The 26585-nt window shown below is 45.2% G+C and carries 27 protein-coding genes; 6 read left to right on the plus strand and 21 right to left on the minus strand.

Going from position 1 to position 26585, the window contains the following annotated elements; all coding sequences use genetic code 11:
• Positions 1 to 79: 79 nt before the first annotated feature.
• From Q1X33_RS02220 to Q1X33_RS02235, 4 genes are all read right to left on the minus strand, one after another.
• Positions 80 to 1393 carry a DUF438 domain-containing protein gene (locus Q1X33_RS02220; RefSeq protein WP_266166478.1) on the minus strand — a complete coding sequence of 438 codons (1314 nt, stop codon included), beginning with the start codon at positions 1391 to 1393 and terminating at the stop codon, positions 80 to 82.
• A complete protein-coding gene (locus Q1X33_RS02225) occupies positions 1390 to 1623 on the minus strand; it encodes a DUF1858 domain-containing protein (protein ID WP_010747746.1) in 234 nt (77 codons plus the stop codon). Before Q1X33_RS02225 ends, Q1X33_RS02220 begins: the two co-directional genes overlap by 4 nt.
• A 113-nt stretch (positions 1624 to 1736) precedes the next feature.
• Complete coding sequence (locus tag Q1X33_RS02230) at positions 1737 to 2471, minus strand: ABC transporter permease (RefSeq protein ID WP_010747745.1); 735 nt, start codon at positions 2469 to 2471, stop codon at positions 1737 to 1739.
• Positions 2468 to 3187, minus strand: coding sequence for an ABC transporter ATP-binding protein (locus Q1X33_RS02235; RefSeq protein ID WP_010747744.1), 720 nt, complete (start codon positions 3185 to 3187; stop codon positions 2468 to 2470). Before Q1X33_RS02235 ends, Q1X33_RS02230 begins: the two co-directional genes overlap by 4 nt.
• Positions 3188 to 3283: 96 nt before the next feature.
• Here Q1X33_RS02235 and Q1X33_RS02240 point away from each other — a divergent pair, with 96 nt between their 5' ends.
• Genes Q1X33_RS02240 through Q1X33_RS02250 form a run of 3 tightly spaced genes read left to right on the plus strand, consistent with a single transcriptional unit; the run spans position 3284 to position 5466 of the window.
• Complete coding sequence (locus tag Q1X33_RS02240; protein WP_010747743.1) at positions 3284 to 4036, plus strand: polysaccharide deacetylase family protein; 753 nt, start codon at positions 3284 to 3286, stop codon at positions 4034 to 4036.
• Positions 4033 to 5010: an ABC transporter substrate-binding protein gene (locus Q1X33_RS02245; protein WP_010747742.1), complete on the plus strand. Its 978-nt coding sequence runs from the start codon at positions 4033 to 4035 to the stop codon at positions 5008 to 5010. Before Q1X33_RS02240 ends, Q1X33_RS02245 begins: the two co-directional genes overlap by 4 nt.
• Positions 5011 to 5061: 51 nt before the next feature.
• Positions 5062 to 5466, plus strand: a complete 405-nt coding sequence (locus Q1X33_RS02250) for an arsenic metallochaperone ArsD family protein (RefSeq protein ID WP_034695728.1) — start codon at positions 5062 to 5064, stop codon at positions 5464 to 5466.
• A gap of 56 nt (positions 5467 to 5522) precedes the next feature.
• On the opposite strand, the gene Q1X33_RS02255 is transcribed toward Q1X33_RS02250, so the two are convergent.
• Positions 5523 to 6785: a PTS sugar transporter subunit IIC gene (locus Q1X33_RS02255; RefSeq protein ID WP_010747740.1), complete on the minus strand. Its 1263-nt coding sequence runs from the start codon at positions 6783 to 6785 to the stop codon at positions 5523 to 5525.
• A 109-nt stretch (positions 6786 to 6894) separates the two neighbouring features.
• Positions 6895 to 7551 (minus strand): YitT family protein, encoded by a 657-nt coding sequence (locus Q1X33_RS02260; RefSeq protein WP_034868378.1) that lies wholly within the window; start codon positions 7549 to 7551, stop codon positions 6895 to 6897.
• A gap of 92 nt (positions 7552 to 7643) precedes the next feature.
• Here Q1X33_RS02260 and Q1X33_RS02265 point away from each other — a divergent pair, with 92 nt between their 5' ends.
• On the plus strand, positions 7644 to 8315 hold the full coding sequence (locus tag Q1X33_RS02265; protein ID WP_005225467.1) for a cyclic nucleotide-binding domain-containing protein: 672 nt from the start codon (positions 7644 to 7646) through the stop codon (positions 8313 to 8315).
• Between the two features lie 121 nt (positions 8316 to 8436).
• Here the strand turns inward: Q1X33_RS02265 and Q1X33_RS02270 are convergent, their stop codons facing one another.
• From Q1X33_RS02270 to Q1X33_RS02280, 3 genes are all read right to left on the minus strand, one after another.
• On the minus strand, positions 8437 to 9879 hold the full coding sequence (locus Q1X33_RS02270) for a glycoside hydrolase family 32 protein (protein WP_142437543.1): 1443 nt from the start codon (positions 9877 to 9879) through the stop codon (positions 8437 to 8439).
• A gap of 43 nt (positions 9880 to 9922) precedes the next feature.
• The gene (locus tag Q1X33_RS02275; RefSeq protein WP_081116572.1) at positions 9923 to 11299 is read right to left on the minus strand and encodes a PTS transporter subunit EIIC; all 1377 of its coding nucleotides are present in this window, start codon (positions 11297 to 11299) and stop codon (positions 9923 to 9925) included.
• Positions 11300 to 11445: 146 nt separating this feature from the next.
• Entirely contained in the window at positions 11446 to 12441 is a 996-nt protein-coding gene (locus Q1X33_RS02280) for a LacI family DNA-binding transcriptional regulator (protein ID WP_005225464.1), read from the minus strand.
• A 363-nt stretch (positions 12442 to 12804) separates the two neighbouring features.
• Here Q1X33_RS02280 and Q1X33_RS02285 point away from each other — a divergent pair, with 363 nt between their 5' ends.
• Positions 12805 to 13035, plus strand: a complete 231-nt coding sequence (locus Q1X33_RS02285; protein ID WP_301969514.1) for an AbrB family transcriptional regulator — start codon at positions 12805 to 12807, stop codon at positions 13033 to 13035.
• Positions 13036 to 13266: 231 nt separating this feature from the next.
• Here the strand turns inward: Q1X33_RS02285 and Q1X33_RS02290 are convergent, their stop codons facing one another.
• Complete coding sequence (locus Q1X33_RS02290) at positions 13267 to 14577, minus strand: NCS2 family permease (RefSeq protein ID WP_081116571.1); 1311 nt, start codon at positions 14575 to 14577, stop codon at positions 13267 to 13269.
• A gap of 160 nt (positions 14578 to 14737) precedes the next feature.
• Complete coding sequence (locus Q1X33_RS02295) at positions 14738 to 15337, minus strand: NUDIX hydrolase (RefSeq protein WP_005225461.1); 600 nt, start codon at positions 15335 to 15337, stop codon at positions 14738 to 14740.
• 189 nt (positions 15338 to 15526) lie between these two features.
• Here Q1X33_RS02295 and Q1X33_RS02300 point away from each other — a divergent pair, with 189 nt between their 5' ends.
• Positions 15527 to 16531, plus strand: a complete 1005-nt coding sequence (locus tag Q1X33_RS02300) for a DUF389 domain-containing protein (RefSeq protein ID WP_266166481.1) — start codon at positions 15527 to 15529, stop codon at positions 16529 to 16531.
• 43 nt (positions 16532 to 16574) lie between these two features.
• Here Q1X33_RS02300 and Q1X33_RS02305 read toward each other — a convergent pair whose 3' ends face one another.
• The 10 genes from Q1X33_RS02305 to Q1X33_RS02350 form a co-directional block, all read right to left on the minus strand.
• The gene (locus Q1X33_RS02305) at positions 16575 to 17201 is read right to left on the minus strand and encodes a zeta toxin family protein (protein WP_081116570.1); all 627 of its coding nucleotides are present in this window, start codon (positions 17199 to 17201) and stop codon (positions 16575 to 16577) included.
• Positions 17202 to 18068, minus strand: a complete 867-nt coding sequence (locus Q1X33_RS02310; protein ID WP_005225458.1) for a class II fructose-bisphosphate aldolase — start codon at positions 18066 to 18068, stop codon at positions 17202 to 17204.
• A 22-nt stretch (positions 18069 to 18090) separates the two neighbouring features.
• The gene (locus Q1X33_RS02315) at positions 18091 to 18483 is read right to left on the minus strand and encodes a hypothetical protein (RefSeq protein WP_005225457.1); all 393 of its coding nucleotides are present in this window, start codon (positions 18481 to 18483) and stop codon (positions 18091 to 18093) included.
• 18 nt (positions 18484 to 18501) lie between these two features.
• The gene (locus Q1X33_RS02320) at positions 18502 to 19791 is read right to left on the minus strand and encodes a PTS sugar transporter subunit IIC (protein ID WP_005225456.1); all 1290 of its coding nucleotides are present in this window, start codon (positions 19789 to 19791) and stop codon (positions 18502 to 18504) included.
• A gap of 31 nt (positions 19792 to 19822) precedes the next feature.
• Positions 19823 to 20125 carry a PTS sugar transporter subunit IIB gene (locus Q1X33_RS02325; RefSeq protein WP_005225455.1) on the minus strand — a complete coding sequence of 101 codons (303 nt, stop codon included), beginning with the start codon at positions 20123 to 20125 and terminating at the stop codon, positions 19823 to 19825.
• Between the two features lie 24 nt (positions 20126 to 20149).
• The gene (locus Q1X33_RS02330; protein WP_005225454.1) at positions 20150 to 22219 is read right to left on the minus strand and encodes a BglG family transcription antiterminator; all 2070 of its coding nucleotides are present in this window, start codon (positions 22217 to 22219) and stop codon (positions 20150 to 20152) included.
• A 236-nt stretch (positions 22220 to 22455) separates the two neighbouring features.
• Positions 22456 to 23505 carry an FUSC family protein gene (locus Q1X33_RS02335; RefSeq protein ID WP_005225453.1) on the minus strand — a complete coding sequence of 350 codons (1050 nt, stop codon included), beginning with the start codon at positions 23503 to 23505 and terminating at the stop codon, positions 22456 to 22458.
• 261 nt (positions 23506 to 23766) lie between these two features.
• Positions 23767 to 24987 (minus strand): NAD(P)H-dependent oxidoreductase, encoded by a 1221-nt coding sequence (locus Q1X33_RS02340; RefSeq protein ID WP_010747727.1) that lies wholly within the window; start codon positions 24985 to 24987, stop codon positions 23767 to 23769.
• Positions 24988 to 25013: 26 nt separating this feature from the next.
• The gene (locus tag Q1X33_RS02345; protein WP_301969515.1) at positions 25014 to 25619 is read right to left on the minus strand and encodes an NADPH-dependent FMN reductase; all 606 of its coding nucleotides are present in this window, start codon (positions 25617 to 25619) and stop codon (positions 25014 to 25016) included.
• Between the two features lie 24 nt (positions 25620 to 25643).
• A complete protein-coding gene (locus tag Q1X33_RS02350) occupies positions 25644 to 26582 on the minus strand; it encodes an FAD:protein FMN transferase (RefSeq protein WP_301969516.1) in 939 nt (312 codons plus the stop codon).
• Positions 26583 to 26585: the final 3 nt, after the last annotated feature.

A 26585-nucleotide genomic window follows, 5' to 3' on the forward strand; every position in this document is an offset into this window, starting at 1 on the left:
ACGTTGCAAGCGTTTTATTGATTTTTCTTTTTTTTTGCTTCGTTTCAAATAGACACGGATCAGCCTTTCTCCAAACTGCTCACTGATCCAACAACCGGCTTTGCCCTTCGATTTTTTGGATCTTTGTAATGTCTTGCGTGACTTCTAGACAACCTAAATAGATGCCTGCTTCATTTTTTAATGCAAAGTAGCGAATATAGATTTTACGGCCCCGCATATCGATCCAAAATTCTGCTGTCTCCCTGGTACCCGCTCGAAAATCATCCAAAATCTGTTGCACGAGATGCATGCTTTTCGGTGGATGGCAGTTGACGACTTCACGACCTAAAACCGAATTCGTTCGTGGAAAGACGCGACTCTTGCCTTCTGAATAAAAGCGCACCCGCTCTTCACTATCTACAAAGGTCAAGTCCACTGGCAACGTTTGAAAAATGGCCACCAATTGCTCAAATTGCAGATTACCAGTAGGCAATGAAACGGTCGGCTGTTCAGCAATTTGCGGCGAATCTTCCGGTTCTGTGACTTGAAAGTCATTGAATCCTAAACCGGCTGCGATGCCAGCGGTTGTTTCTTGGGCTTGTTTGATCGCCGCTTGCCGTGCGGGTTCTGCCGCCAGTTCCTTTTCAAGGGATTCTTGGCTCGGTTTCCAAGGAAGCGGTTCTGGGATAAAGGCAAAGCCGATGTCAAAACTGTCAGCCGCAATTTGTTCCCAATCTTTAAGACTGAAGACATCCAGCGTCATGGGCACCATGATTTCTTCTTCTTTGAAAATCATCTCTTCGATCTCGTTTTTGACTGCTTCCCATTGGACAGCAATTGGATTATAGGCAGCTTTTTCGGATGCCAAAAGCTCATTGAGCGCTTTGATCATAACCCGAATATCATCATCAACACCCCACATCACTTTTGGCGGCGCAGTGATGCCGTACTTCTCCATGTAAGAAAAAATCAACGTTTCTTTTCGCGCATAGTGTTTGTCAATCTGCATTAAATCATTGCAGGCAGCTTGTAGACGCTTTTTAGGCGTCCAATCACCGGTTTTGATTTTGGCTAAGAGGCTGTCGATCTCATCGGTCAACAAGGATTGCAGGACTTGGTTCTCCAATTTAAGGGTATGAACAGGATGGCCTGGTTGCCCATATTCTTCATTGGAGTGATGGATCTCATTGATCGATCCTTTGAAAACAGCAGCATGAATATTGCACAAACGCTGAATCTCAGAAGGGTCCAACCCCGTTTGGATCAAAGCTTTTTCAGCAGCAGTGATCTCCGTCACATCCACACCATCAAATTCTTCGTTAAACAAGCGTTTAGCCTCTTCAAAGGAACCGCCTTGGTGAAGCAAACTCAGTATTTCGACGATCCGTTCTTGTCTTTGACTGTTAGTTTTCATTTCGTCGCTCCTTTCACAAGAAACCCTTGTTTTTCGAAAGCGAGACAAACCATTTCCAAGGGGATCTTCTTCATCTGAGCACCTTTGGGTATCGTCATATAACGTCCAGCAGTTTGCAGCATCCCTGGTTGATTGATCGCCGTAAACCCTAGTTGACTCATGATTTCTTGTATTTCAGGGTATTGTGCCACAAGTTCATAGAGCGTTTTTGACAGATCGATTTCTTTCATAGTAAGGTCTTCCTTTCAGTGAGAATGATTCTCAATAAGATATCCTTAGTATAAATCATTTTGTTCAAAAATACACGAACTGCCGCAAACATTCATCAATCGATCATTTTTTTCTAAGATTGTCGGTAACGGCACACCACTTTTTCCAACAAATCGATACTGGCAAAAAGCAGATAGCCCATCAAAGCAATCAGGAGGATACCCGAAAGCATTTGTGGGTAGTCCATTTTTGACCACGCACTTAAGATCAGATAGCCGACACCATACGTCGTGTTATAATTTTCGGCAAAAAAGAGGGAAGCCAACGCGATCCCGATACTGACCCGCACACTGGCAAAAAGCGCGGGCATGAGCGCGGGCAAAATAACGAAGCGCAAGACATGGCGCCATTGGTTGGTATAATTTTTCATGACCTGAAAATAGGCTGGTGGGATCTTCGTGACTGCATCACGAATCGAGACGATCACTTGAATGACGATCACCGCAAAAATCAAGAGAATTTTTGAGAGATTGCCTAAGCCAAAGAAAATCATAAAGACGGGTAAAAACGCAACTTTAGGAATCGGATATAAAAAGTAAAGCAGTGGACCAAGCAGCCGATCCACTCTTTGGGATCGCCCAATCAAGATTCCTAACGGCACCCCGACTAGCAACGCCCCACTCAACGCCGCAAATACCCGCAGCAAACTGGCACCTGCGTGGATCAGTAAGACTTCTCGCAGTGCCCAAAAACGTTCGGCCGTTTCTAAAGGATTAGGCAGTGAGCGATTGTTGGTCACCCAGCTTACGCCCCACCAAACCACGACAAACGAACAGAAGCCCCAAGCAAAAGATTTGATGGGTTTCATTGCCTCGCCTCCCTCATTTGTTCTTTCAACTGCAAGACGACTTCATAAAAAGCCAACGAATCTCGTTCCTGCTGGCTGCCGTAAAATGGATTACTGATCGGCGTAACGCCCTGATCTTTTAGCAGCAAAATCGTCTGCCCCAAAAACACTGCCTCTTCTGGATCGTGGGTCACCACGATCAAGCTGTTTTGTCTGCGCTGCTGTTGGGCAGCGATCATGGCTTGGGCGTTTGCTTTGGTTTCTTGGTCCAGCGAAGCAGTCGGCTCATCCAATAATAAAACATCGGGCTGTGTGATCAGCCCCCGCCCCATGGCGGCCCGCTGTTTTTGACCGCCGCTAAGCTGATGCGGATAGCGGTCCTGCACCTGCGTCAATCCCAACTCAGCCAAACAGCTGGCGACCCGTTTTTTACGGCGCTCACTAGGGGTTTGATTGATAATCAGCGGCATTTCCAGTGCTTGGTAGACTGTTTGCCAAGGAAACAAATGCAGTTCTTGGAAAACGACCTCGATGTTGTCAGGGGAACAGCCTTGGTAAGTGATCGTGCCCGATTGCGGTCGCTGCAACCCTTTGATCAAGGATAAAAGCGTGCTTTTGCCAATCCCCGATTCTCCCAGCAGCACATAAGTCGCGCCTTGTTCAAAACAAAACGAAAGGTTTTTAAAAATGGCGGTGTCTCCATAGGTAAAGGAAACGGAATCGAATAGAATACTCATCAGAGAATAAACTTCTTTCTTCAAATTATTTGTGTTGGTTTTCACATTTTATGCTATACTATTTTTTGCGTGATTGACAAGAAAGGATGGTTTATGATGTTTCAGACCCTCGTATTTCATGAAATACGTCCCGAAGCAGAACTTTATGATCAGGTCCGCCCGATCAAAGTCGCAGACGGGTATCAAGATGCCTTGCCTCTGCCCTTATTCAATAGCACTTCTCATTTTAAACAACAAATCGACTTTTTGAAAGCAGAAAATTACCATACGTTGACCCTTGCAGAAGTCAAAGATTTTTATTTCCAGCAGCAGCCGCTACCAGAAAAATCCGTGTTGCTGACCTTTGACGACTGCTATCAATCGATGAAAGAATATGCCTACCCACTGTTGAAAGAAGCTGGTTTCAAGGCAACAGCCTTTGTCGTGACTGGCTGGCTTTTTGATGCCCCTCAGCCTTACGAGCCAGAAGTTTCGCGGACATTGAGCGGCTCCGAATTAGCCGAAATGAGCGATGTCTTCGAGTATGCCAACCATACCGATCATTTTCACGAACGCAAGGACCAGCAAGGGCGTTCAATGTGGGAAACACCAGCAGCCTTTGCGCAAGACTTACGAAGCTGCAATCAGCACGTGGCCATCAAGGATGTTTTTGCCTATCCCTTTGGTTTTTATGATCCGCAGACGATCGCTACCTTGGAAAAGGAAGGCTTTGTTCTAGCATTTACCACCAAACCAGGTATCAACACGGCACAAACCAAGCCAATGGAACTCCATCGGGCAGTCATCCCGTTCTCACTACCAATGGCTGCTTTTGAACAACGATTTAGAAACGAGGAAATGAACCAATGAAAAAAACGATTTTAGCAAGTATCCTAGCACTATTCGCTGTTGGCGCTGCCGCATGCGGTAACACTGGCGAAACAGCAAGTACCAGCAATTCCAGCACTAGCAGTACAGAAGCTGCGGTCACAGATCAACCATTGACGATCGGGGTGTTACCAGCTGAATCAGCGATTCCGATCATTCTAGCAAAAGAAGAAGGCTTTTTCGAAAAGCAAGGATTGACTGTGGAACTCAAATCCTTCACTTCCCCGAATGACCGCAATGTGGCGGTGCAGGCAGGCGAGCTGGATGGTACCATCAGCGATGTCATGACAGAAGCGACCTTTAAGCAAAACGGCATCGATATGACGATCACTTCTGATATTTTGGAAAACTTCAAGATTCTCGCTTCACCGAATTCAGGGATCACTGAGATGAAAGGGTTAGCGGATAAAAAAATCACCCTTGTACCGAATTTCATTTTAGAATACATCATGGACCAATTTGCACAGGAAAATGATTTTACCTATGACATCGTGGATATCGCTTCTTTTTCTGCCCGTTCCGAAGCATTGCTCAATGACCAAGTCGATGGCGCTGTTTATACGGAACCGCAAGCCAGCATGTTGGCTGCCCAAGGGGCGATTGTTTTAGGCAGCTCTAAAGATGCTGGCATCAAAGGCGGCACACTGCAATTTATGGACGAAGTTATCCAAAATCGCCCGCAAGACCTAAAAGCATTCTACACTGCTTACAACGAAGCCATCGATTACATGAATGCTCATTCAGCAAAAGACTATGCCGACATCTTGGCAGACTATCAATTTCCCGATGCTATGAGTACTTACTTAGACAGCCAGGAAGACTATCCGTATGCCCAGGCAGTGCCGCAAGAGCAATTCGACGCAATCATTGCTTGGACGAAAGACAAGGGTCAAATCGACCAAGCGTATTCTTACAACGAGTTGACCAATTTCGATTTTTTACCCGCTGACGAATAAGAAACAACAAAAAAGACGCATTTGCGTCTTTTTTTGTTGTTTCACTTCTTTTTGATACTCTTTTTTGCTCGTGGCAAGAAATTCAGGTATACTTTTGACAAATCAGCTGCCAGGAAAGGATTTGATGCAATGCCAATGATTGCGGTTTATGCCGACCAGAAAGAAGATACTTGGGAAGCACACTTGACTCACCAGTTAAAAATAAATGAAGAAAGAACCCAGGCTCATCAAACATTCCATAACGAACCTTTAACGATCGACGAATACTTCTTTACAGAAGATTCTGCCCCTTTTCATACGAATCAAGCCGTCAGGCAGCAATTAGCAAGCAATGGCCGCAGCTGTCTGCCACTCGTTTATGTCGACGATCAGCTATTTTGCCACGGTCGCTTGCCAACGATCCGTGAATGGGAACAATTGACGAAATCTGGGATCACTGTGCAATTTGATGAGTAGCAGCCACTGTTTTCTTCGCCAGACAAAACAACGCACCACGAGCCAATCATAAGCGTTTAGTTCTCCCCCTTCGCGGCAACTGCGTCGGTAACGCCTTTTTCTTCTTCCGTTAAACTTCGTTCGCTGATTTTAAAGAATGGATAGTAGATCGCCACACTAATCAGTAAGGAAGCGATACTCCAAAGAACAGCAGGGATATTGCCGCCGGTTGCAAGGTAAGTATTGATAAAGGGCGGTGTGGTCCACGGTGGATTGAACATGATTCGCCCAATGACATTGGTGACCGACAAGAAATACGTTCCGACACATAATACAAGGGGGGTCAGGATGAAAGGAATCATCATAATAGGGTTCATCACGATCGGAAACCCAAAAATGATTGGCTCATTGATACAAAAAATAGCAGAGGGCAAAGCCATCTTCCCTAGGGAACGATAGGCTTTTTTCTTTGAAACTAACATGTTGATGATCAGCCCCAGTGTTGAACCAGTGCCTCCATAGCACAAAAACATGATATAAAACCCGCCTGCAAAAATGTTCGGTAACGGTTCGCCTGCAGTGTAGGCTTCGGTATTGGCTGCTAATAAAGCTAGAAAAATCGGATCGCCGATACTCCCCATCACATTGCTGCCATGAATCCCTAAACACCAAAGCAACAAAATCAAAAAGGTATACAACAGCATCCCAGGCAATGTGTTTAGACCAACTGCCAGCGGTGAAAAGATGGCTTGCACGAATTGATTGACATTAAATTCCAACAAGACCCGAATCACCCAGGCACCAGTGATGATGGCAGCTCCAGGAAGCAAGACCGAAAAACTCTTGGCAACTGCGGGCGGCACTTCTGCTGGCATCCGAATCACTAAGCGGTGCTTGAGAAAAAAGCGATGGATCACTACTGTCGCAATCGCCGTGACGATTCCTGTAAACAGACCAGACGCCCCCAAAGAAGCTGGATCGATCGTCCATTCTTCCCCCGCCTGCAGCAGCAAAAACGCGCAGACTGCCAACACGACTGAACCGATCCGATCGATCTCATACGAAGCCGCCAAATAGTAGGCGATCCCGATACAAGCGGCCAGTCCCAAAATTCCAAATGTAAAATTGCTGGCGGCGCCTAGTTTGACGCCAAATTCCCCGACAAACTCGGTCCAGCCAGGAAAAGGCAGATTGGCTAAAATCAAAAAGAGACTGCCGATTATCGTCAGCGGCATCGTGACGGCGACTCCGTTGCGCACGGCAACTAAAAACCGATTTTCACTGATCCTAACCAATTTTGGTGCAAAATTTTCCTGAAACCCTTCAATCAACCGATTCATCCTGTCTCCTCCTACTAAATATCTCGCTTTTTTAATAAGAGTAGCATAAAAAAAGCTTTCTGCATTTTTAGAACACTCGACGCCTTCCCGATTCCAAGAATACTGCTGGCTAACTGTTTCTTTGCCAAATGGGTAAAGCCCCTGCCAAATCACGTTCCTTCGACCAAGCAATGGCACCTGAGAGCAAAAAGAAACTAATGACGGTCCCTTCCCTCACCGCTAGCGGCAAGCCCAAACTGATCGCTAGCAAGAGTGCCCCCGAAATACAGACTGCATCAACGCCATAACGGTACTGCTTAAATGTCCAACGACTGCGTTGCGCCAGCAAATGACACCAGTACTCGATTGGAAATTTCAAGACCTGCAACCGTAGGACTTGTCCCGTCGCCGTTCCAGAAATCAAGATCCCACCGATCAAAGCAGCTAGTTGGCTCCAATAATTCGTCAAGTGCAGCGATGCCAAGAAGTAGTAAACAAAGCCATTGATCAAATAGCCGAATGCCAGCAAAGCAAAAAACATAATCAAGTACTCACTGCCTTTTTGTTTGAGGGACGTCTGCCGCCGATCCAATAGCCAACAGGCAGCTAAAAAGCTCAAATTGATGGCTGTTGTGATGGTGCCGACTTTGATTCCTGACATCGTTGCCAGCGTAACATTCAAGGCATTAAAACTACTGACCCCAACGCTTGCTTTAATGGTCAAGCTGATCCCGAATGCACTCAGCCCATAAAAAATTCCTGATCCTATCCATTGCTTTTTATTCATTTTTTCTCCCACACTTTCTTTTTTGCTTTTCTAAGTATGTGCTATACTGACTAAAAACAAATAGGAGATTTCTCCTAGTTTGGAGGAAAAAAGTGAAAAAAACCGCTTATGCCTTGGCAATAAAGCAGGTACCAATCAAAGAAAGCTGCCCCTTGCCGATTCCTGAGGAGATTTTACAACAAAGTGCCCTCTGGACCTTTGATCATCGAGAAGCGATCCAAAAAGAAACGGTGCCGATGTCGGTCTTTTTCGTCCTATTGACTGGCAAAGCCAAGATCATTCAAACGCAAGAAAACGGCAAACGTGCCTTGCTGCAGTTTCTCCATCCTGGTGATTGCATTGGCGATCTCACGTTGATTGGCGCCGAAACAGTACCGAAAACCGTGGTTGCGATCGGTGAAACAACATGTCTGGGCATTCCGATGCAAGCAGCAGCTCACGGGCTCATGCAAGACCTGGCTTTCGTACAAACACTAGGCAAAACTATCGGTGAAAAATTGCTGCTGCGTATGGATCATTTTTCCGTCAATCAAACCTATCCCTTAGCTTGGCGCCTTGCCCATCTACTGTTGGAAGCTTCGATCGATGATCTTTTTCAAGAAAAATTAACGGAGACCGCAGAATACTTAGGCGTGAGCTATCGCCATTTGACGTATACCTTAAAAGATTTCAAAACGCAAAAACTAGTCACAAAAACTGCAGACGGCTATCGGATCGATGCACCTGCGCTGCAGACCTTTATCCAAAACCAACAAAAGCAGTAACAAGCGAATAACGACAGCAAAATAGTTGGTATGATGCCCCCCTAAAAGCCAGAGAAAAAGCTGACTCTTGGGGGTGCAACAAGAAAAACCAACTGTTTGCTGTCGTTTTCGGATCGTTGCTTTATTTTTTCGCCAATGCCCAAGTATTGACACAAACCGTGCCGGTTCCGCTGAGAGCGATCGCCTCGGTCCGTTTGGGATACACGCGAGAGGTCAAACAATATTGCCCGCCATTTAGGAAGATCTCAATCGAAGACGTATCGACAAAAATCTGCAGCTGCGTCAGTTCATCGACCTTGACACTGCGCTGTTTACGACCGTAGCCAGAAACGCCATGATGGATCGTGAAGACACCAGCTTCATAAGCCAAAGTCGTATCTTGCAAAAGTCCAAGCTGGAACTGCTGCAATGGGACTTCCGCCGTAACTTGCAACTCATATGCCAATTCATCGAAAGACAAGTGCTGCGGTTTCTCTGAAAGCACAATTTTTTGGCTGACTTGCTTGTCTCGCAATTTTTGGAATTCTGGCAAAGGTTCTTGATACAACTGGTCATTTTTGACCGAAAGCTGTCTTGGCAGCGTTGCGGCATGCTGCCAGCCGCGAGGGATCGTAGGATTGCTGTATTCAGGACTGGTATCCCCTAGCCCCATCCAGCCCCACAAGATCCGACGTTTCTGCTCATCTTTAAAGGTTTGCGGGGCATAGAAGTCAAACCCATAATCAAGTTCACGAAACGCAGAAGTTTCTTTGAACGTCAGGGTTTCCCAATCCACCTCACCAATCAGATACCCTGATTGATGAATATTTTGGTAGGCATGTTCTTTGGCTGCCAAGCCTTGCGGTGAGAAGACCAACACATCTTTGCCATCTAAATGGAAGTAGTCTGGGCATTCCCACATGTAGCCTAGAGCATAGTCCTCACCGAAAAAGATTCCTCGATAGGTCCATTCATTTAAATCCGTCGATTCATAAATCAAAATTTTGCCTTCGTTTTCCAACGTACGCGCGCCTAGCAGCATATAGTAGTTATCTTCGTGGGCAAAAACCTTTGGGTCACGAATATGATCGGTAAATCCCTCAGGGTAGTCCTCATGAGGAATCACGACTTCTTGCTTTTCGACGGTATAGCCGTCTTTGCTGATTACATGGACCGTGTTTTGTTCTCGTCCACTAAAGGTATAGTCATGATCACCAGGATGTTTGACATTCCCAGTATAGAAGAAATGGATCGCGTCATTCTCGATAAAGGCAGAGCCCGAGTAGACCCCGTCTTTGTCATAGTCGTGTTCGGGAGAAAGAAACAGCGCTTCTTCTTGAAACGTGACATAATCCGTCGACGTTTTGTGTCCCCAGTGGGGTGGTTCCCCGCCATGGGGCGTTTGCGGTACATATTGATGGTAAAAATGAACCACGCCTTTGAATTGGCAAAGACCGTTCGGGTCGTTCATCCATCCTGTTTCTGGCATCAAATGATAGTTCAAGCGCCACGCATCAGCACTGATTTTTTCTGCTAATTCGCTTTGGGTTTGGGCAAGCTGTGCCCAGTATTCCTTCGTTAACAATGTGGTACCTCTTTTCTCTTGCCGATGAGCAGCAAGGGATTATTTATTGGTTCAACTCTTTGACTAGCGGTTTGCGCTGCAATTGGACACCAGCAAAACCGACACCAAAGGCAATCAAAATCACGACAACGTATTTCAGCATGGCATCGAAATCTCCAGTATACAACAATAGACCTGGAATAAAAGTGATGCCCATCCCAGTAGCAGCTAATTGGAAGACATACGTCGCAAACCCGCCGACTGCGCCCCCCAGCATGCCTGCGCCAAAAATCCGCATCGAGCGTAAGTTGACCCCAAATAGTAAAGGTTCAGTGATCCCAAATAAGGTTGGAACCGCCGCACTGATGGCATTTGAGCGTTTGACTTTGTTTTTATAAATAAATGCCGCAGCAATCGCAGCCCCAAATTGTCCCGCCATACTTGCTGTACCTAAGACTTGTAGGACGTTTTCGCCTGTCGTATTCAATAACCCTAACTCAATAATACTTAACGAATGGTGCAATCCAGTGATTACGATCACTTGCTGAACCCCTCCGTAAATGATATAACCGATGCCCAATGGTGCTTGCACCAAGTAAACGATACTGTTGATGACTGCTCTTTCAGCTACTTGCAAGATTGGTCCTAACGCAAACAAAATCAAACCTAAAGTAATGACAATCGTTAAGAATGGTGTCACGATCAAGTCCATCATTTGCGGAACAAATTTACGGAACCATTTTTCTAGCTTAGAAACTAAGATCCCGACAATAATTGCTGGAAAAATCGACCCTTGATACCCAGAGATCGATAAACCGAATAAGTGCAATGGCTCTGCATCCCCGCTGGCAACTGCCCAAGCGTTCGGCAATTGCGGTGCCACCATCATCAATCCTACCACGATCCCGATGATCGGATTACCGCCGAATTTTTTCGTCGCACTATAGGCGATCAAAACAGGTAAAAAGGCAAACGCTGTATCCGTTAACATTTCAAACATAGCTAACCAGTCAGCACTATAAGTGACCCCCAACTCGGTCAATAATCCCCGAATCCCCATCAAAAGCCCCGTAGTTACCAAAGCTGGAATCAATGGCACCAAGACATCTGACAACGTGCGGACAACTTTTTGGACGGGTGACAGATTCGAATAGACATCATCTTTGAAGCCAGCTTTATCACCGGAGGCGTCATTGCCCATTTCTGCTGCGAAGGCTTGATAAACTTCATTGACTTTTCCTGTTCCAAAAATGAACTGATGCTGTCCCGTGTTGAAAAAATAGCCCTTGCTGCCCTCAACTGCTTCCGCTTTGTCTTTATCTACTAACTGATCGTCTTTCAAAATCAAGCGCAAACGTGTGGCACAGTGTTCAAAGTTTTTGACATTTTCTTTGCCGCCAACAGCTTCTAACACTTGGTCGATCGTTTTTTGTTCCTTCATTTTTCCCACTCCTTTGATCGTCGGTCCATTTGTGGAACCGGTTCTACATTTGTAGATTAACAGAAACCGTTTGCAATTGCAAGCAAAGAAAATAAAAAAACAGAACGCCGCAACTGGACGTCCTGTTTTCTCTAAAAATGTTTGCTTTATTGCTCCTGCTTGTCACGCTTGGTAGTCGACTGTTTGACCACTAATTGATTCGGTAATTCGATCACCTCAGGAACCTCTTCCCCTTGTGTCAGTTTTTGGATCGTTAAGACGGCATCGATGCCTAATTGGACATAGGGATATTGGGTCGTTGTGATGGTCGGATAGACATAATCCGTCGAATCATAGCCGCCAAATCCGTTCAAGGAAAAGTCTTGCGGCACTTGATACCCTAGTTCATGGGCGGCTTTCAATACAGCAACAGCAATATTGTCGGTAGCACAGGCGATGTACGTTGCCGATTGATCTTTCAAGAACATAAGGGCTTTTTGGTACGTTTCTCTTCTTGAAAAGGACGTTTCGATAAAGTCGACTTTGACGTTGGGCGTTTGTGCCAAGACATCAAGAAATCCTTTTTTCCGCAAGACACCTACCGCATAATCATTTTCGCTGACACCAACAAATAAATAACGTCGGTGGCCAGCGCTGACTGCATATTCTGCCATGGTTTTGCCAGCTTGATAATCTTCATGGACGATGGAATGAATGCCAGCTAACTGTTGGCCTAACAATAAAACAGGCATAGGAACCTCTGCCAGCACCGCTTGTAGCTGCGGCGTGATTTTGCGCGCAAACAGGATCATCCCTGCTACTTTTTGTTTGACTAGCATTTCGATATTTTCTAATTCCCGTTCATCGCTTTGATCAGAGTTGGTGATCAGCATTTGATAGCCGTTTTCCCGTGCCGTCGTATCGATCCCTTTCAACACATCATTTGTCGATGGTGAATTCAGTCGAGGAATGATCACGCCCAGCAATTTCGTGTCTTGGGCTTTCAGCGAACGAGCAAATGTATTGGGGCGATAGCCAGTTTCAGCAATGATCTGATCAATTTTTTTGCGCTTTTCTTCACTGATATAACCATTGTTCAGATAGCGGGAAACCGTACTTTTCGCTACTCCCGCCTTTTCAGCAATGTCCTTGATCGTTGTCATGATTTCCCACCTTTGCGTTTTCTTTTATTATAACAATAACTGAAAGAAAAGCGCAGGTTTTGCGTGAAAATTGTTGGGTTGGGCGGTTTTGGAATGAAGCTTCACTTTTTCGTTGCTTTAATCCCCTGGTCCTTGGTATGCCATAAATGATCCATCTAAAAAACTTCGTAATTCTGCTAAAATCTAACATCTATTTTTCTGAGATGTTCATCCATCTTTTTAAACAATATTTCATTGCGGTTTCTTATCTATCTTATGTAAAGTGCGTTTTGAACTTTTGATGTGTTCAAAATACATTAAATCTCACTGTTGTCTTCTCCTTCCATAGTATTGCAAGGGTTACTATCTCTAAGAGGTGATACTATGCTTATTACTAAATCAAGCCTACAAGGCAATTCCATCGTCGTTACGCTTCCTTCTTATAACGGAAAAAATCCGCCTGAAAACCAAGAATATATTGTTGTCTACCCAGAGGATGGGACGATCATTCTTGTTCCTAAAATTGAAGATCCTTTTAATGGTGGAGTGGAATCAGAGTTTTATGAAAAAGATGCGTGGGAAGACCTTTCATCTGAAGGGAGAATGATTTTTTAGTAACTAATGTTCAAACATACATTTCCAAAAAGCGACTATCGTTTGGATCGACTTTGCCCCTTCGGCTGGAAAGGAAATTCAAAAAAAGACGTCCTGGCTTAGATATTTAACCGTTATTCAATTCTGAACATTTTTATAGCAAGCGACATATAATAAAAACCAGCTAAGCCACGCTTAACTGGTTTTTTATTAGTTGAAATCCTATCCTAAGTTTACATTAAAACGTCTCTCTCACACATTCAAAATCCACATAAACCCAAGAAAGACAAAGAACAAGCCGTACATGATTGGTGAGACTTCTTTGCCGCGTTTGGCTGCTAACATGGTGATTGGGTAAAAGATGAAACCCAAGGCGATCCCATCGGAGATGCTATAGGTCAACGGCATGCCTAGTAGAATCAAGAAGGCTGGGATTGCGATTTCCATTTCGTGCCATTTGATTTCTCGTAGCGATTGTGCCATCAGCACGCCTACGACGATCAGTGCTGGTGCCGTCACTTGGGAAGTAACAACGGATAGCAATGGTGAAAAGAACAAGCCGAACAAGAAGAAAATTCCAGTCGTCACGGCAGTCAAGCCAGAGCGACCGCCCACGGCGATCCCAGCGGAGGATTCGACATAGGCGCCTACTGGTGAGGTCCCTAATAAAGAACCAGCGAGCATGGCGGTGGAGTCAGAAGCAAGTGCTTTGCCGACCCGCGGCATTTTGTTGTCTTTCATAAAGCCCGCTTGATTGGCAAGTCCCACCAAGGTGCCTGCCGTATCAAAGAAAGTGACGAGTAAGAAAGTCAGTACTACGACCCACATTTGCAGGGAGTTGATGTCTCCTACATGGTTTAGCGCCACTAAGAATGTGGAAGAAATACTCGGTGCAGCAGAAACGATACTGGATGGTGCTTGGATCAAGCCAGTCAAAAGACCTAAAACAGTTGTTGCGGCCATCCCGATAAAAATTCCACCAGGAACTCTGCGAACCATCAAGACGGCAGTGATCACTAAACCAAAAATCGTCAGCCACGTCGTACCGACACTCAATGACCCTAGTGCCACAAGGGTCGAATCATCGGAAACGATGATCCCACCTTCGCTCAATCCCAAAAAGGCGATGAACAGACCGATCCCACCAGAGATGGCATATTTTAAATCAGCAGGAATCGCATCAATGATCAGCTCCCGTAATTTGAAGATCGTGATCACGATGAAAATCAGTGATGCCACAAACACACCCGCTAATGCTGTTTGCCATGGAACCCCCATTCCAATACAGACTGAATAAGAAAAGAAGGCGTTGATCCCTAATGCGGGTGCCGTAGCGATCGGGTATTTTGCTAAAACTCCCATCAAGATACAGCCCAATGCGCTGGCTAACGCCGTTGCCGTAAAGACGGCACCTTCGTCCATCCCAGATGCCCCAAGGACCGTTGGATTGACGAATAAAATATAGGCCATCGAGATAAAGGTGGTAAAACCAGCTAAGATTTCTCGTTTAACCGTTGTTTGTAAGGCATCCAGCCCAAAAAAGGAATTGATTTGATTCTTCATTTTTACTCCTCCAGCAATCAAGCAAAGGTATCGCCATTGCTTGATTTTTTATAATGAAAACGACGAAATCAATCATAAACCAACTTTATCTGCAAGTAAATATTATCCAGTTAAAAAAACCAATAAAACGCTTTTTCCAACATCTTACCCTTAGCTGTTTTTAATCAACGTGTAACGACTTCTCATTCACCAATTGCTCCAGTTGTTCCTTGGTGGTGCGCTTGATGGAAAGCTTCGGCAGCTCCTTCAACGAAAAGTAATCGCTGTTGGAGGTTTCACTGTTTTTGATGAAGTCCCCTGCCAAAACATCACAGACAAAGACCAGCTTATAGTATTGAAACACTTGCGGAATGTCTGGTCTTAGATTCGTATCAAAAATTGCTCGCAGCTCCTTGACCTCAACGAGTAAGCCAGTTTCTTCCAGCACTTCTTTTTTGATGTTTTCCCGTGGCGTCAAGCCAATTTCTGCATAGCCTCCTGGCAGTGACCATTCTTTCGTCAGGCTGTCTTCCACCAGCAAGATTTTTTCGTCTTTTTGGATCAATGCTCGTACATCGACTTTGGGCGTAGGATAGCCCTCATTTTTTTCTGTTAAAAGAGTCAACGCAGCTGCGTCTTGATCCACGACGGTACTCATCAAATGCAATGCCAACTCTTTGATCTCTTGGTAACGTTCCTTATCGTAGACATCTTTGCCATAGTACAAACCTGCTTCAGCGATCGATAACAGGCGTTTGTATTGCGCAAAATAATCTTTCATCCATTCCCCACCTTTTCCATTTATCTGATATGCTTCTTATTCTAGAGGAAATCGGCGGTTTTGCAAAAGATTGGCAACCCAATCATTGAATTCTCGTTGCTGCCATCGCCTGATAAACGCAGATTTTTGTAAAATCAGCCGATTTAAGGGACAATGAAAAGAGCCGAACGATTTTTCTCAGAAAGGATGATGAATGTGAACTTAACGCCTGATTTAGTTTCCAAAGAACAATTGATTGGAAAAATTCAAAAAGATATGGACCAAACGATGCTCGTCTATGCACTTTTAGTTTGTGCAACGCTGATTGCTTCGATTGGTTTGAACTACAACTCTACGACAACGATTATCGGGGCGATGTTGATTTCGCCACTTTTAAATGGGATCAACGGGATCGGCTTTGGTTTAGGTCTTTCCCACTTGCGCTTAGTCAAAAAAGGGCTGCTGGTCTTTAGCATCCAAGTCATCATCGTACTTATCATCTCATTCGCCTTTTTCTTACTCACGCCTGTCAAAGACACAACACCTGAGATCATCACCCAAACGTCTGCGACGATTTGGGATATTTGCGTCGCATTGATCGGTGGTTCCGCACTGGCTTTTGCCAAAGTCAGGGGCCGCGACAACGATGTTATTATCGGCGTCTCCATCGGGACGTCCCTGATTTTGCCGCTTTGTGTAACGGGTTATGGGCTGTCGATCAAAGACTATTCGATTTCATGGGAATCTGCTCAACTCTTTTTCACCAATTCCTTTTTGATTTGTTTTTCCTTGTTCATTACCATCTGGCTGTTGCAGTATGGGGATTTCCGTCACCAAAAATGGTGGAAGTTTTCCGTGGTTGCCTTACCGATCACGGTCATTGGGAGTTTCTTCGTTTATACGACGATCCAAACGACCATCGTGGAATACCATGCCAAGCGTTTTGTAGAAGCCAAACTGGGGGAACATTATTTGCTGGAGCAAACACTTAATGAGCAGAAACAATCCCTTGAATTAAAACTCGTCGGTGAACCACTCTCGAAACAAGCGGTCGCGCAGCTTGAAGCAAGTCTTGAAAACTATGCTTTGCCCGACTACCAGCTCAAGGTCAATGTCTATTCTGCCAATAAAGAGGGGCAATTTGATGCCAAAGTATTAGCCGAAATCCTCCAAGTCCAAAACCAAGGAACTTCGAAATTTTTGGGCTTAGACTAAAAAAACAGGCGCTGCCCTTTTCAGGTGTAGCGCCTGTTTTTCTTCAATTTAAGTCATTGAGTTGTTCAGCGATTCTCTCGATCAACGGGCGATAATCCACTTGCTCGTAATCTTCCACATTGACTTCGATAAGCGCTCCTAACTGAAAGTCATCGTAACGGCGATCAGTGATGATTTGCCGAAACGCTTCTTTGGTTATATGGTTGGTTGCAGCTTGTCTATCTTCCAGTACATCCCCGTAATGGTACCGTTCCATGATGAAACTTAAATGACGGTCATCCGCTCGATCACGTAAGAAGCGTCTTTCCCATAAGGTTTCAAAAGAAGCAGTCAAGCGAATGGTCAAGCACTCATAACCATAGCTTTGGGCGAGAAAAGTTAGCAATGGCTTCTGTTTTTCACTAAAAGGGTATTCCGAGACCACCAAGCGTTTTCCTAAAGACATGTACAAGCCCAATGCCTGATAGTAAAAAGGCCAAACATACTGCTTTTCGATCTGGGCTTTTTCTGCCAATGAATCAAAGCCGAGGGATTCGGCATAGCACTCTTTGATTTCATCTGGCGTAAGAGCGAAAAGATCAGGAAAACGTGTCTTCAACAGATCCAGTAAATAACTTTTTCCAGTTCCAGGGCTGCCTGCCAATAAAACAAGCATCTTTTTGCGTACCATCTATTTGCCGATCGCAGTCGGCGCTTTCGTATTCATGAAAAGGCCGATCTTATGCTTGACGATTTCTTTGATGGCTTCATTGGATGGGATCACGTTGTGGCGCAAAGATTTGTTGACTTCCGTTGCCCCAAAATTTTCTTTCGCAATCTTCGTCCAGTTCACCAACAATTCAGTACCTACATTAAACTTACGAATGCCGTTATTGATCAATTCGGGATAATCTTCTTCTTTGACGCCAGTTCCTCCATGAATGACTAGCGGCACGTCGACGACTGCATGGATCTCCTTCAATAACTCAACATTCACTTCGGTTTTGGAACGGAATTGGCCGTGATTGGTTCCGATAGCGATGGCTAGCGCATCGACGCCAGTAGCAGCGACAAATTCTACCGCATTTTCTGGGCGTGTGAAGACTTTATCGTCTTCTTCCACATGAATGCCTTCTTCTGTGCCGCCGATCGTTCCTAGTTCTCCTTCGACGGACACCCCATGGGCATGGGCGTATTCTACGACTGCGCGCGTTTTCAAAATGTTTTCTTTGAAGGGCAAATGCGAGCCATCATACATCACCGAGCTATAGCCGCTATCAATCGCTGCTTTGATCTCATCGAAATCTCTGGCATGGTCCAAATGCAAGACAGCGTCCACTAGCTCGTGATCGGCAATCGTTTTGACGACATTGACCAAGACATCATAGCCAATGTATTTCGCTGTATCGATACTTGTTTGAATGATGATGGGTGCCCCCATCTCTTTGGCTGCCCGCAGCATACTTGGCAGCATTTCTAAATTATGGGTATTAAAAGCCCCCACTGTAAAATTCAATGCTTCTGCTGTTTTCGTTACTTCTTTTAATGTTGTATACATCCTTGATTCCACCTCGTCTAGTTTAATTGCCGCTGATCGTAAGTTGTTTGGCGATTTGCCGCATTTCTTCCATTTTGTCCATGTAATAGTCGATCTTTGCATCGTCGCCGTTTCGTGCGGCGGCGGCACGCTGAGCATTGTAAAGGGACATCAGTTTTTTGTAGCCGTCCCCGATCGATTTTTTCGCCTGCAAGCTTTTTTCCAATGCGTCGATCGCTTCTTCTGTGCGGGAAAGTTTTGCCTGCGCTAAGCCTAACGCTTCATACAATTTTGCTTGTTCGTCGATGTCGGTTTCTGCTTGCAACTGACTTTCTAGATTTGCAATAAGCGCTTCTGCCTCTTGGCTTTCTTCAGCGGTCAAAGGAACCGCTGGTGTTTCTGTGGGCTTTTTTTCTTTTTTGAAAAAAGAGAACATGCGTCTTCCTCCTAGCGATTAAAAGTTTTTCAATAAGGGACTGATGATCCAAGCATATAGCAAGGCTGCCGTGACGGTATCCACATCAGTTGCCGTAGCGTTAACAAAGCCCATTTGATTGAAGATCGTTACAAGTAGGGCTGGCAGTAACGTAATGAAGAAGCCGTGAAAGATCCCTCCGATGATCGCCCCTCGACGTCCACCGACCGCATTGCCGAAGATCCCAGCGGTACCGCCTGCAAAGAAGTTCGTCAGCATCCCCGGCAAGATCATCGCCAAGCCAAAGACTGGTAAAACGAACATGGCGATGACTGTCCCAATCGTTGTAGTAATGAAGCCTAAAATAACTGCATTGGGGCTATATGGGAAGAACACTGGGCAATCGAGTGCTGGTTTTGCATCAGGCACCAATTTCATGGCGATCCCACGAAACGCAGGGACGATCTCGCCTAAGAGCAACCGAACGCCTGCTAACAAAACATAGACCCCAACCACGAATTGAATGGCTTGTAAGAAGGCATGCATGATGTAATTTTGATCACCAGAGAGCGTAGAAGCAAAGGTTTCTCCAGCAAACAAGACCGTCACGATATACAGTGGAACCATCACGACCATGACAGAAAGATAGGTATCTTGTAAAAATTCAAAAGAACGTGGCAGTTTGATGTCTTCGATCGATTTTTTCTTCTCGCCTCTTTCTCCAAACAGATAGGCAACGCCTGCTTCAAAGAGGTAGCCGATCGTACAGAAATGTCCGAGAGCAATGTCGTCTGACCCAGTGACTTTGCGGATGATGGGCTGAGCCATCGCTGGCATCGCTACGGCAAAGATCGCCCCAATCACCCCACCGACAAGAATCAAGACAACGCCGCGTAAACCAGCGAAATAGCCAAAGACCGTCGTCATGGTCGCCATCCATAAAATGGCTTGACCCGTTAAGAAAATATATTTCCATTTTGTAAAGCGTGCCAATAAAATATTAAAAACAAAGATAGCTAAAAATGTCAGCGCTATGTCCCGACCCAAGCCCAACTCATTCATCGCTTGCCCGTTGATGGCTTCGATGGAAGGAATTATGCCTTGCATGTCGAATCCTTCTGTGAAAATCTCGCCGAAATAGGTCAAACTACCGACGATGATGCTAGAACCAGCGCTTAAAACCTGGAAGCCCAATAGCGTCTTCAAACTTCCTGAAATGACTTGACCTGCTGACTTTTTCTGAAGCAGCAGCCCTAACATCGCGATCAAAGCGATCGTGATCGATGCCTGCGTTAAAATATTATCAATGATAAAATTGATGATGCCCATTTTTTCAAACTCCCTTCGTCATGCCTCTTCCTTACAGTGCGCCTTTTTCCGTTAATACCGGGGTGATTTTTTCTTCGATTTCTGGTTTTGAAACGATGTTGCGTAAATAAATGATTGCGGTTGTCGGGTCCAAGGCAAACTTTTCAAATTGCGTTCGGAAATTCTCTGCCGTAATGATGATGTCTGGTTTCATTGATACCGCTGATGAGATATCGACATGATCCAATTTCGCCTCCACTCCTAATTTCGTTAAGACATCTTCTGTTGACATCTGAGCCGCAAAGCTGCTGCCAAGACCTGCACCGCATACGAATAAGATCGATAATTTGTTCATGATTTTTTCCCCTTTTCTTGTTTTTTATGAAAATAGCAATGATTGAAAAGCTTCAATCGTGGAACAAGCCAGCAACTGCGTGACTTTTTTTTCATCATTGATCAATTCGATCAATTCCTTCATGATGGCAAGATGAGAGTAAGAGTCCACCGCAGCCAAGCAAAAAATGATTTTGACAGGGTCCATTTCTGGGTTCCCAAATGCGACTGGCGGCGCCAAGGTGAGGACACTCACACCCAACTGCTGGGCGCCATCTTCTGGTCGGGCATGCGCCAGCGCCAAATGTTTACCAATGACGATATAAGGACCGTATTCCTTCACCGCAGCAACCATTGCCTCGATATAGTGTTTTTCGATGATCTGTTCTTTTAATAGTGGCTGCGCCGAGCGTTCAATGGCTTCTTCCCAATTTTGAACAGGAACATTTAATTGAATATGACTAGCGGATAAAACATCTTTTAACATTGGCTGAATCTCCCTTGCATTAATGGCTAATTGATTTTGTTCAAACAAGTGTGTCAATTTGCGATAGGCGGCAGCATCGACCGTCCCACCGCTTTCTTCAATGACTGTAAGCAATTGATTGAAGAACAGCGTGGCATTTTTTTGGTCAAAGGCGATCCGCTTGAATTGTTCATTGTTTTTTAAGAAACGGCGGATCACTTGGTGATTTTCTTCATTGATGATCGGTGGGATCAGTAATACCGGCTTTTCTCGATAATCGATCTCATAGGTTGAAAAAACCAGATCCACATCGAATTTCGTGATCAAATTGACTTCTTGTGAATTCAAGACTGCCGCAACTTCTACTTCTGGAAACTTCTCCTTGAGGCTGGCTGCCAGCAGATTGCCGGTTGCCATTCCATGGTTACAGACGACGACCGCCTTATAGATCGTAATAATCTCGTGGTTCAATGAACTTAGGGCTGTAGAAAAATGGATCACGAGAAATGTCAGTTCATCTTCCGATAGTGGTTGACCGACGATCTCTTCGATCGTAGGAGCGAACCCCTTGACGGCTTGGTAGATTTGTCCATAATTTTTGCGAACGGTCTCTTTGATCGGATTGGGTACTTGAATACCGCTCTTGGCTCGAACGATCAGCGCTGCCATATGTTTATACAATCCCTCTAACAACTCTTCTTCCTTTTTACTAAAAGGGATCTTGGTTTGGCATTCCACAAATTGGATCAGCTGCAGCGACAAGAGTTGCGCATGCGCCCATTCGATGGAATTGGACAAATCTTTAAAATTCAGTGATTCGATGATGAAAGAAAGATAGTTGACTTCGATTTCTGGTGGCTCAATCGAAAAGGTTTCAGCGATCGCCTGGATATAGGCTGACCCTTGGAGCTGATTGCTGGAAGTAGACCAGTTCATGCGAGTGATAAATTCCTTCATTCTGATACGCATCAGCCAAATGGCGGTAAACAATAAAATTTGGCTGCTATACAACTCATTTTGATTTGGCGGCAACACTGCTTGCATCACTAGTTGGATCTGTTTGATTTCTTTTTGCGGCAAATAGCGATAAAGCAATTTCGTAAAGACTAAATCTGGGGTCTGTTTATCAAGTGGCAACCTACCGATCCGCTGATTGATGATGTCAAAAATCATCGTCCGAATCGCTCGTTCCGATCCATTCAACCGCAGTCCTTTTTTTCCTAGGCTGATGATCTCAATGCCATATTTATTGATGTCCGCCCGCAAACGGCGCATGTCTTCATCCATGCTGCTTTTTGATATCTGGTACGCTTCTTCTTTTTTATTCAACACCAGGATCTCTTTTGAAAAGGTCAGATGCAGCAGCAGATCAAAACGACGCTCTTCACGGGTCATATATTCCGACTGTTGTGCGTGTAATGCCTGCCAAACGATGGCTTGCTGTTTCGAGGTCAGTTTCAAAAGGATGCCCTTTCCTCGAAGGGTTTGGATCGGTCCGATGTGTAAGTCAGCAAGAAACGTGTTGATCTCATTCAAATCATTGCGGATCGTCCGCCCACTGGCTGCGGTCTCTTCTGCCAGTTGCTCAATGGATAGTGGATAATCAGTCACCAACAGGCGATGCAAAACATCTACGATTCGTTTTTTCACAACTTTCTCTCCTTCTCTGATTTGAGTATATGATTTCGCTTACAACAAAAAAAGTAGATGTTTCTGCCACTTTAGTTTGCAAAAATGTAAACGCTTCTATTTCAAAATAGGAACCTTTGCTCGATTATTTCATATTTCCCTTATTTTTCCTATCCGATGGAGATAACGTTTAGATAGAGGATCAAAGGCAAAAAAATGCAAGAGCTACAGCTCTTGCTTATCGATGATGGTGCATTCTATTGTGTTTGATCCGTCGTGTCTTCTGGCTTACTTCCCAGCGCTTGCTCCATTTGCTTTACTGCCCAATCCATTAGAAAGATCAACAGCATTGCCAGCACACTGCCGATCAATGCCCCTGAAAAACGCAATGGGATCAATTTCAGCGGCGTAAAACTAGTACCGATGGTCATTAACAGCAGGACTTGCGGATTGGTAAAAAAATTAGCAACGGTATAATTGACTGGCATAAAAAACTCCGTCAATATGTTTAGAATGATCAATACCACTGCGATCGCTTCAAGGGGCATATGCAAGGACATCAATAAGAAACCCAGCAGCAGCCCCACGATTCCTCCCAGTACCCTACCAATCGTGCGATTTTTGATTTTTTCCATATGTTCTCCTGCCAAGACGGCAGCAGCAGAAATCAAGATCCAATAGCCGTTGCTGTCCCGCAACAGATAGGCAATGTAGGTCGCAATGAACAATATCAAAGAAAAGTGCAGCGCCTTGATGACCATTTCTGGTTGCTGAGATAATGCTAGCGAATATTTCTCGTGCAAGCTCAGTTGTTGAAAGGCCGTTTTTTCTTCTTTCAACGGCAGCTGTTCAGCCAAAGAAATCACCAGTCCAGCAAGCAGCGAGCCTGCGATGCCATAAAGCAAATAGGAACTGTGGTGCAAGATCTCTCCAAGGTGCGCTGCGTGAAAATTAAAGCCGGTGGCATAAAGCATCAACACGAAGAAATAATCGGGCTTGGGGATCCGCATCACTTTTGACAACAAAAACGCAGAAAACGATAACGCACCGATGATAAAAGGTGCGCTCCAAGGAATCAGTGCTGTCCCAGCGCCTAAAATAAATGCCAGCAGCAGCGCAGCGCCGTGGGTCAAAATGGCGCGCAGATTATAAAAAAGGGTCCGATGTTGAAAAGCCAAGTAGGAAAAAGCCCCCATCGCCCCCACAGAACTTATCAAAGGGTCCTGAACGAGGATCCCTATAAACAAAGGAACCGCCATCGCAAACCCTGATCCTAACGGACGCAAGACTTTTCGTTTGTCTTTCATGCAATTCCTCCTATCAAAAAATATGTACGATGATACATCCGTTTTATAAGCAACGTCCTAAACTAGTATACGAAGCAAAAGATGAATATGCAAATTTTTTTCAGAAACTTTGTGAAATCCTCGCAACGATGTCCTTGATCAATTCAATCGCTCATAGAAAACCGTTCATTCATGAAAAAGCAGCAAAAAGAGAAGCATTCGCTTGGCAACTGATTGCAAGCGAATGCTTCTAGCGATTCCTTTTCTCCCTTTAGACAACCCTTATTTCACTGAAGCACTGGTGACCGCATCTGCTGCAGGTGCGTCATGAGTGCTGGCACTAGTGACCGCATCGGTCGGTTCTTGGCGCACAGAAGCACTGGAAATGGCGTCTTCATTGCCGACAAGTTTTTGACCGGTTTGTTGCAAATACCATTCGATGATTGGCTTGAAATCAAGGATGTATTCGTTGATCCCCGCATATTCGCCGTTTTCATCGTGCATCGCTTGATAATTGTGGACGATGTATTTTTCTGGCACCTGTTTCGGCACATGGACCCGAACCGCGTCGGTTGCCCCACTGCGCAGCTGTTGGATCACCCACTCAACATTTTTGAAGGATTTTTCAGGATGGCATTTTGCTAATGGATTGCCGACTTGTCCTGGCACACGTGCTGCCAGCATATTTTGGGCTTCTTCCCGCAGATTGTAATACAAGAATTGGTTGTTGCTATCGGCAAATGTCAATTCCATCGGCATCGAATCTAAGAAGTAATTAATCTGATCGACTGTCAGCAAGCCGCGATTTAGTTTGACGTAGGTATTGCCAGAAACGGCACCGACTGCTTCAGCGGCTTTTTCCAGCCATTGATCATCATACATATCCACTCCTTCCACGGTGGTTGCGATTTTCCCTGTGGCGTAGAGGTCTTCGGGCGGCAATTGTTTGGGACCCGCTAAGGCAGAAACGACTTTGATAAATTGCAAGAAGCTGTTGATCGTCGCATCTAAAAAAGCAACCGTTCGGGCATCGATCAAATCACCCGCTTCATCGAAAGCTTCTTTGGCTTTGCCCAACAAAAACTCATTCCCTGGCATCACTAAAGCATTGACTCCCGGTGCGTCCAAAATTTGGCGCAGATGTAGCTGGGCCCTTGAAGTTCCTTGATCATAGTAAGAGGCACCCACGATCATTACTGGTTTGTTTTCCAGAGAATGGATCTTGAATGAAAGCCATTCTAGCAAGCTTTTCAGTCCTGCCGTCACGGTATGGTTGTGCTCTGGTGTAGCAATGATCACACCGTCTGCCATCAATAATTGCCGATTCAAACGCTGGATGGCTGGGCTTTGGGTTTGATCTTCCTCTTGATTAAAGAGAGGAAAGTCTTTGATCTCTACAAGTTCTAACGTGAATTCCTTTTTGTATTGCTTTTTGATAAAGTTCAGCAGCTGACGATTGGTGGAGACTTCAGCGGCTGATCCGACGATTCCGATCAATTTCATTGTCTTTACGCTCCTATCTTTTGCGGTTAGATGGTTTCCCATGAAAATTCAGCAGCTTCTTTTTGATTGGCGGCATGGGCGTGCTGCAACTGGCTGATAATTTTTACAAATAAAAGAAAATCGTTGAACAGTCCTTGCAGTTTTTGGGTCTGCTCTTCATCGATCAAGTTGCCTTGCTCGTCAAACGCTTGCAGCGAATGACCTAAGAGAAATTCAGAGCTAGGCATGATCCGTGCTTTTAACTCTGGAGAATCCAGAATCTGTCTTAGATGGGCTTGGGCACGAGAAGAACCTAACGTCCCATAAGAAGCACCAGTGATCATCACTGGCTTGTCAACAAAAGGGAAAATTCCATAGGACAACCAGTTCAGGGCATTGATCAACGCTGCGGGTACGGCATGATCGTATTCTGGTGTACTGATGATCACACCGTCTGCTGCCGCGATTTTTTCGGCAAGCTGGGTTACTTGTACGGGCAACTCCTTTGATTCTGGTTTGTTGAACATTGGAAGATCTTTGATCTCGACTAGTTCGATCTCTGCCTCATTGGCAAACATTTTTTTCATAAATTGCAACAACGTGCGATTGGTGGAACGAGTGGCATTGGTTCCTACGAATCCGATAAATTTCATCCTGTCTCTTCCTTTCTGGTTGGGCTATCTTAAAAGTCTTGCCTGAATGCCTTTAGAGGCAATGACTTCATTTTCTTTGGTTACGATGATTCCTTCGATTTCTGGCTGCTGCTGAATCTCTTGCAAAACAACTGGAATGGGCTTGCCAAACAAGCGCGAAGTCCAGATTTCCCCCAGTAACGATGTCGCTGCAACGATCGTGATGCTCAAATACCCACATTCGATGGGAAAGCCACTCTGAGGATCAATCAAATGATGATACGTTCCTTCAGCGGTGGTCAAGACCCGCTCATAGATCCCCGAAGTGACGACGGTTTGGTCCTTGATTGGCAGAATGCCCAAGGTGTCTGCCCGACCGCCTTTGGGATCTCGGATCCCGATCCGCCAATGCCCGTCCGAATGATTTGGTGCAGCGCCGAAACAGACAATATTTCCGCCTAAGTTGATCAATCCATACGCTGCTCCACGGGCTTGGCAATGGGTGCGTAACTTATCAGCGATGTAGCCTTTTGCTAATGCTCCGAGGTCGATCCTCATTCCAGCTTTTTTCAAAAAAACCTTGCCTGCTGCCAATTGGATCTGTTGCGGGTCTGTTAGCGCAAGCAATTCTTTGACCTGCGTCTTTGATACGATGCGGGCATCTTCAAACCCGATGCGCCATGCTTGGACCAGTGGACCGATGGCAATATTCAGCTGACTGTGGGGAGCACAGCTATGATGTTTGCCGATTTCGATCAGCTGGTACAATTCTGGATCAAGCACAAGCCCCTTTTGTCCTGCTAACTGATTCAGCTGATTCAATTCCGATCGCGGATCATTGGCACTAAAGCGATGGTCGTATACTTTCAGTTGGGTCTCCAGCTCGTCCAGTACACTTTCTGGTTTTGTATGAGCAACTTTTAACTCAATGGACGTGCCCATCCGCTGAATCGCGCGAGCGGCTTCTCTCACTTCTGTCTTCATAAA

It is taken from the genome of Enterococcus sp. B2E4 (assembly GCF_030499455.1).
GTDB lineage: Bacteria > Bacillota > Bacilli > Lactobacillales > Enterococcaceae > Enterococcus_D > Enterococcus_D casseliflavus.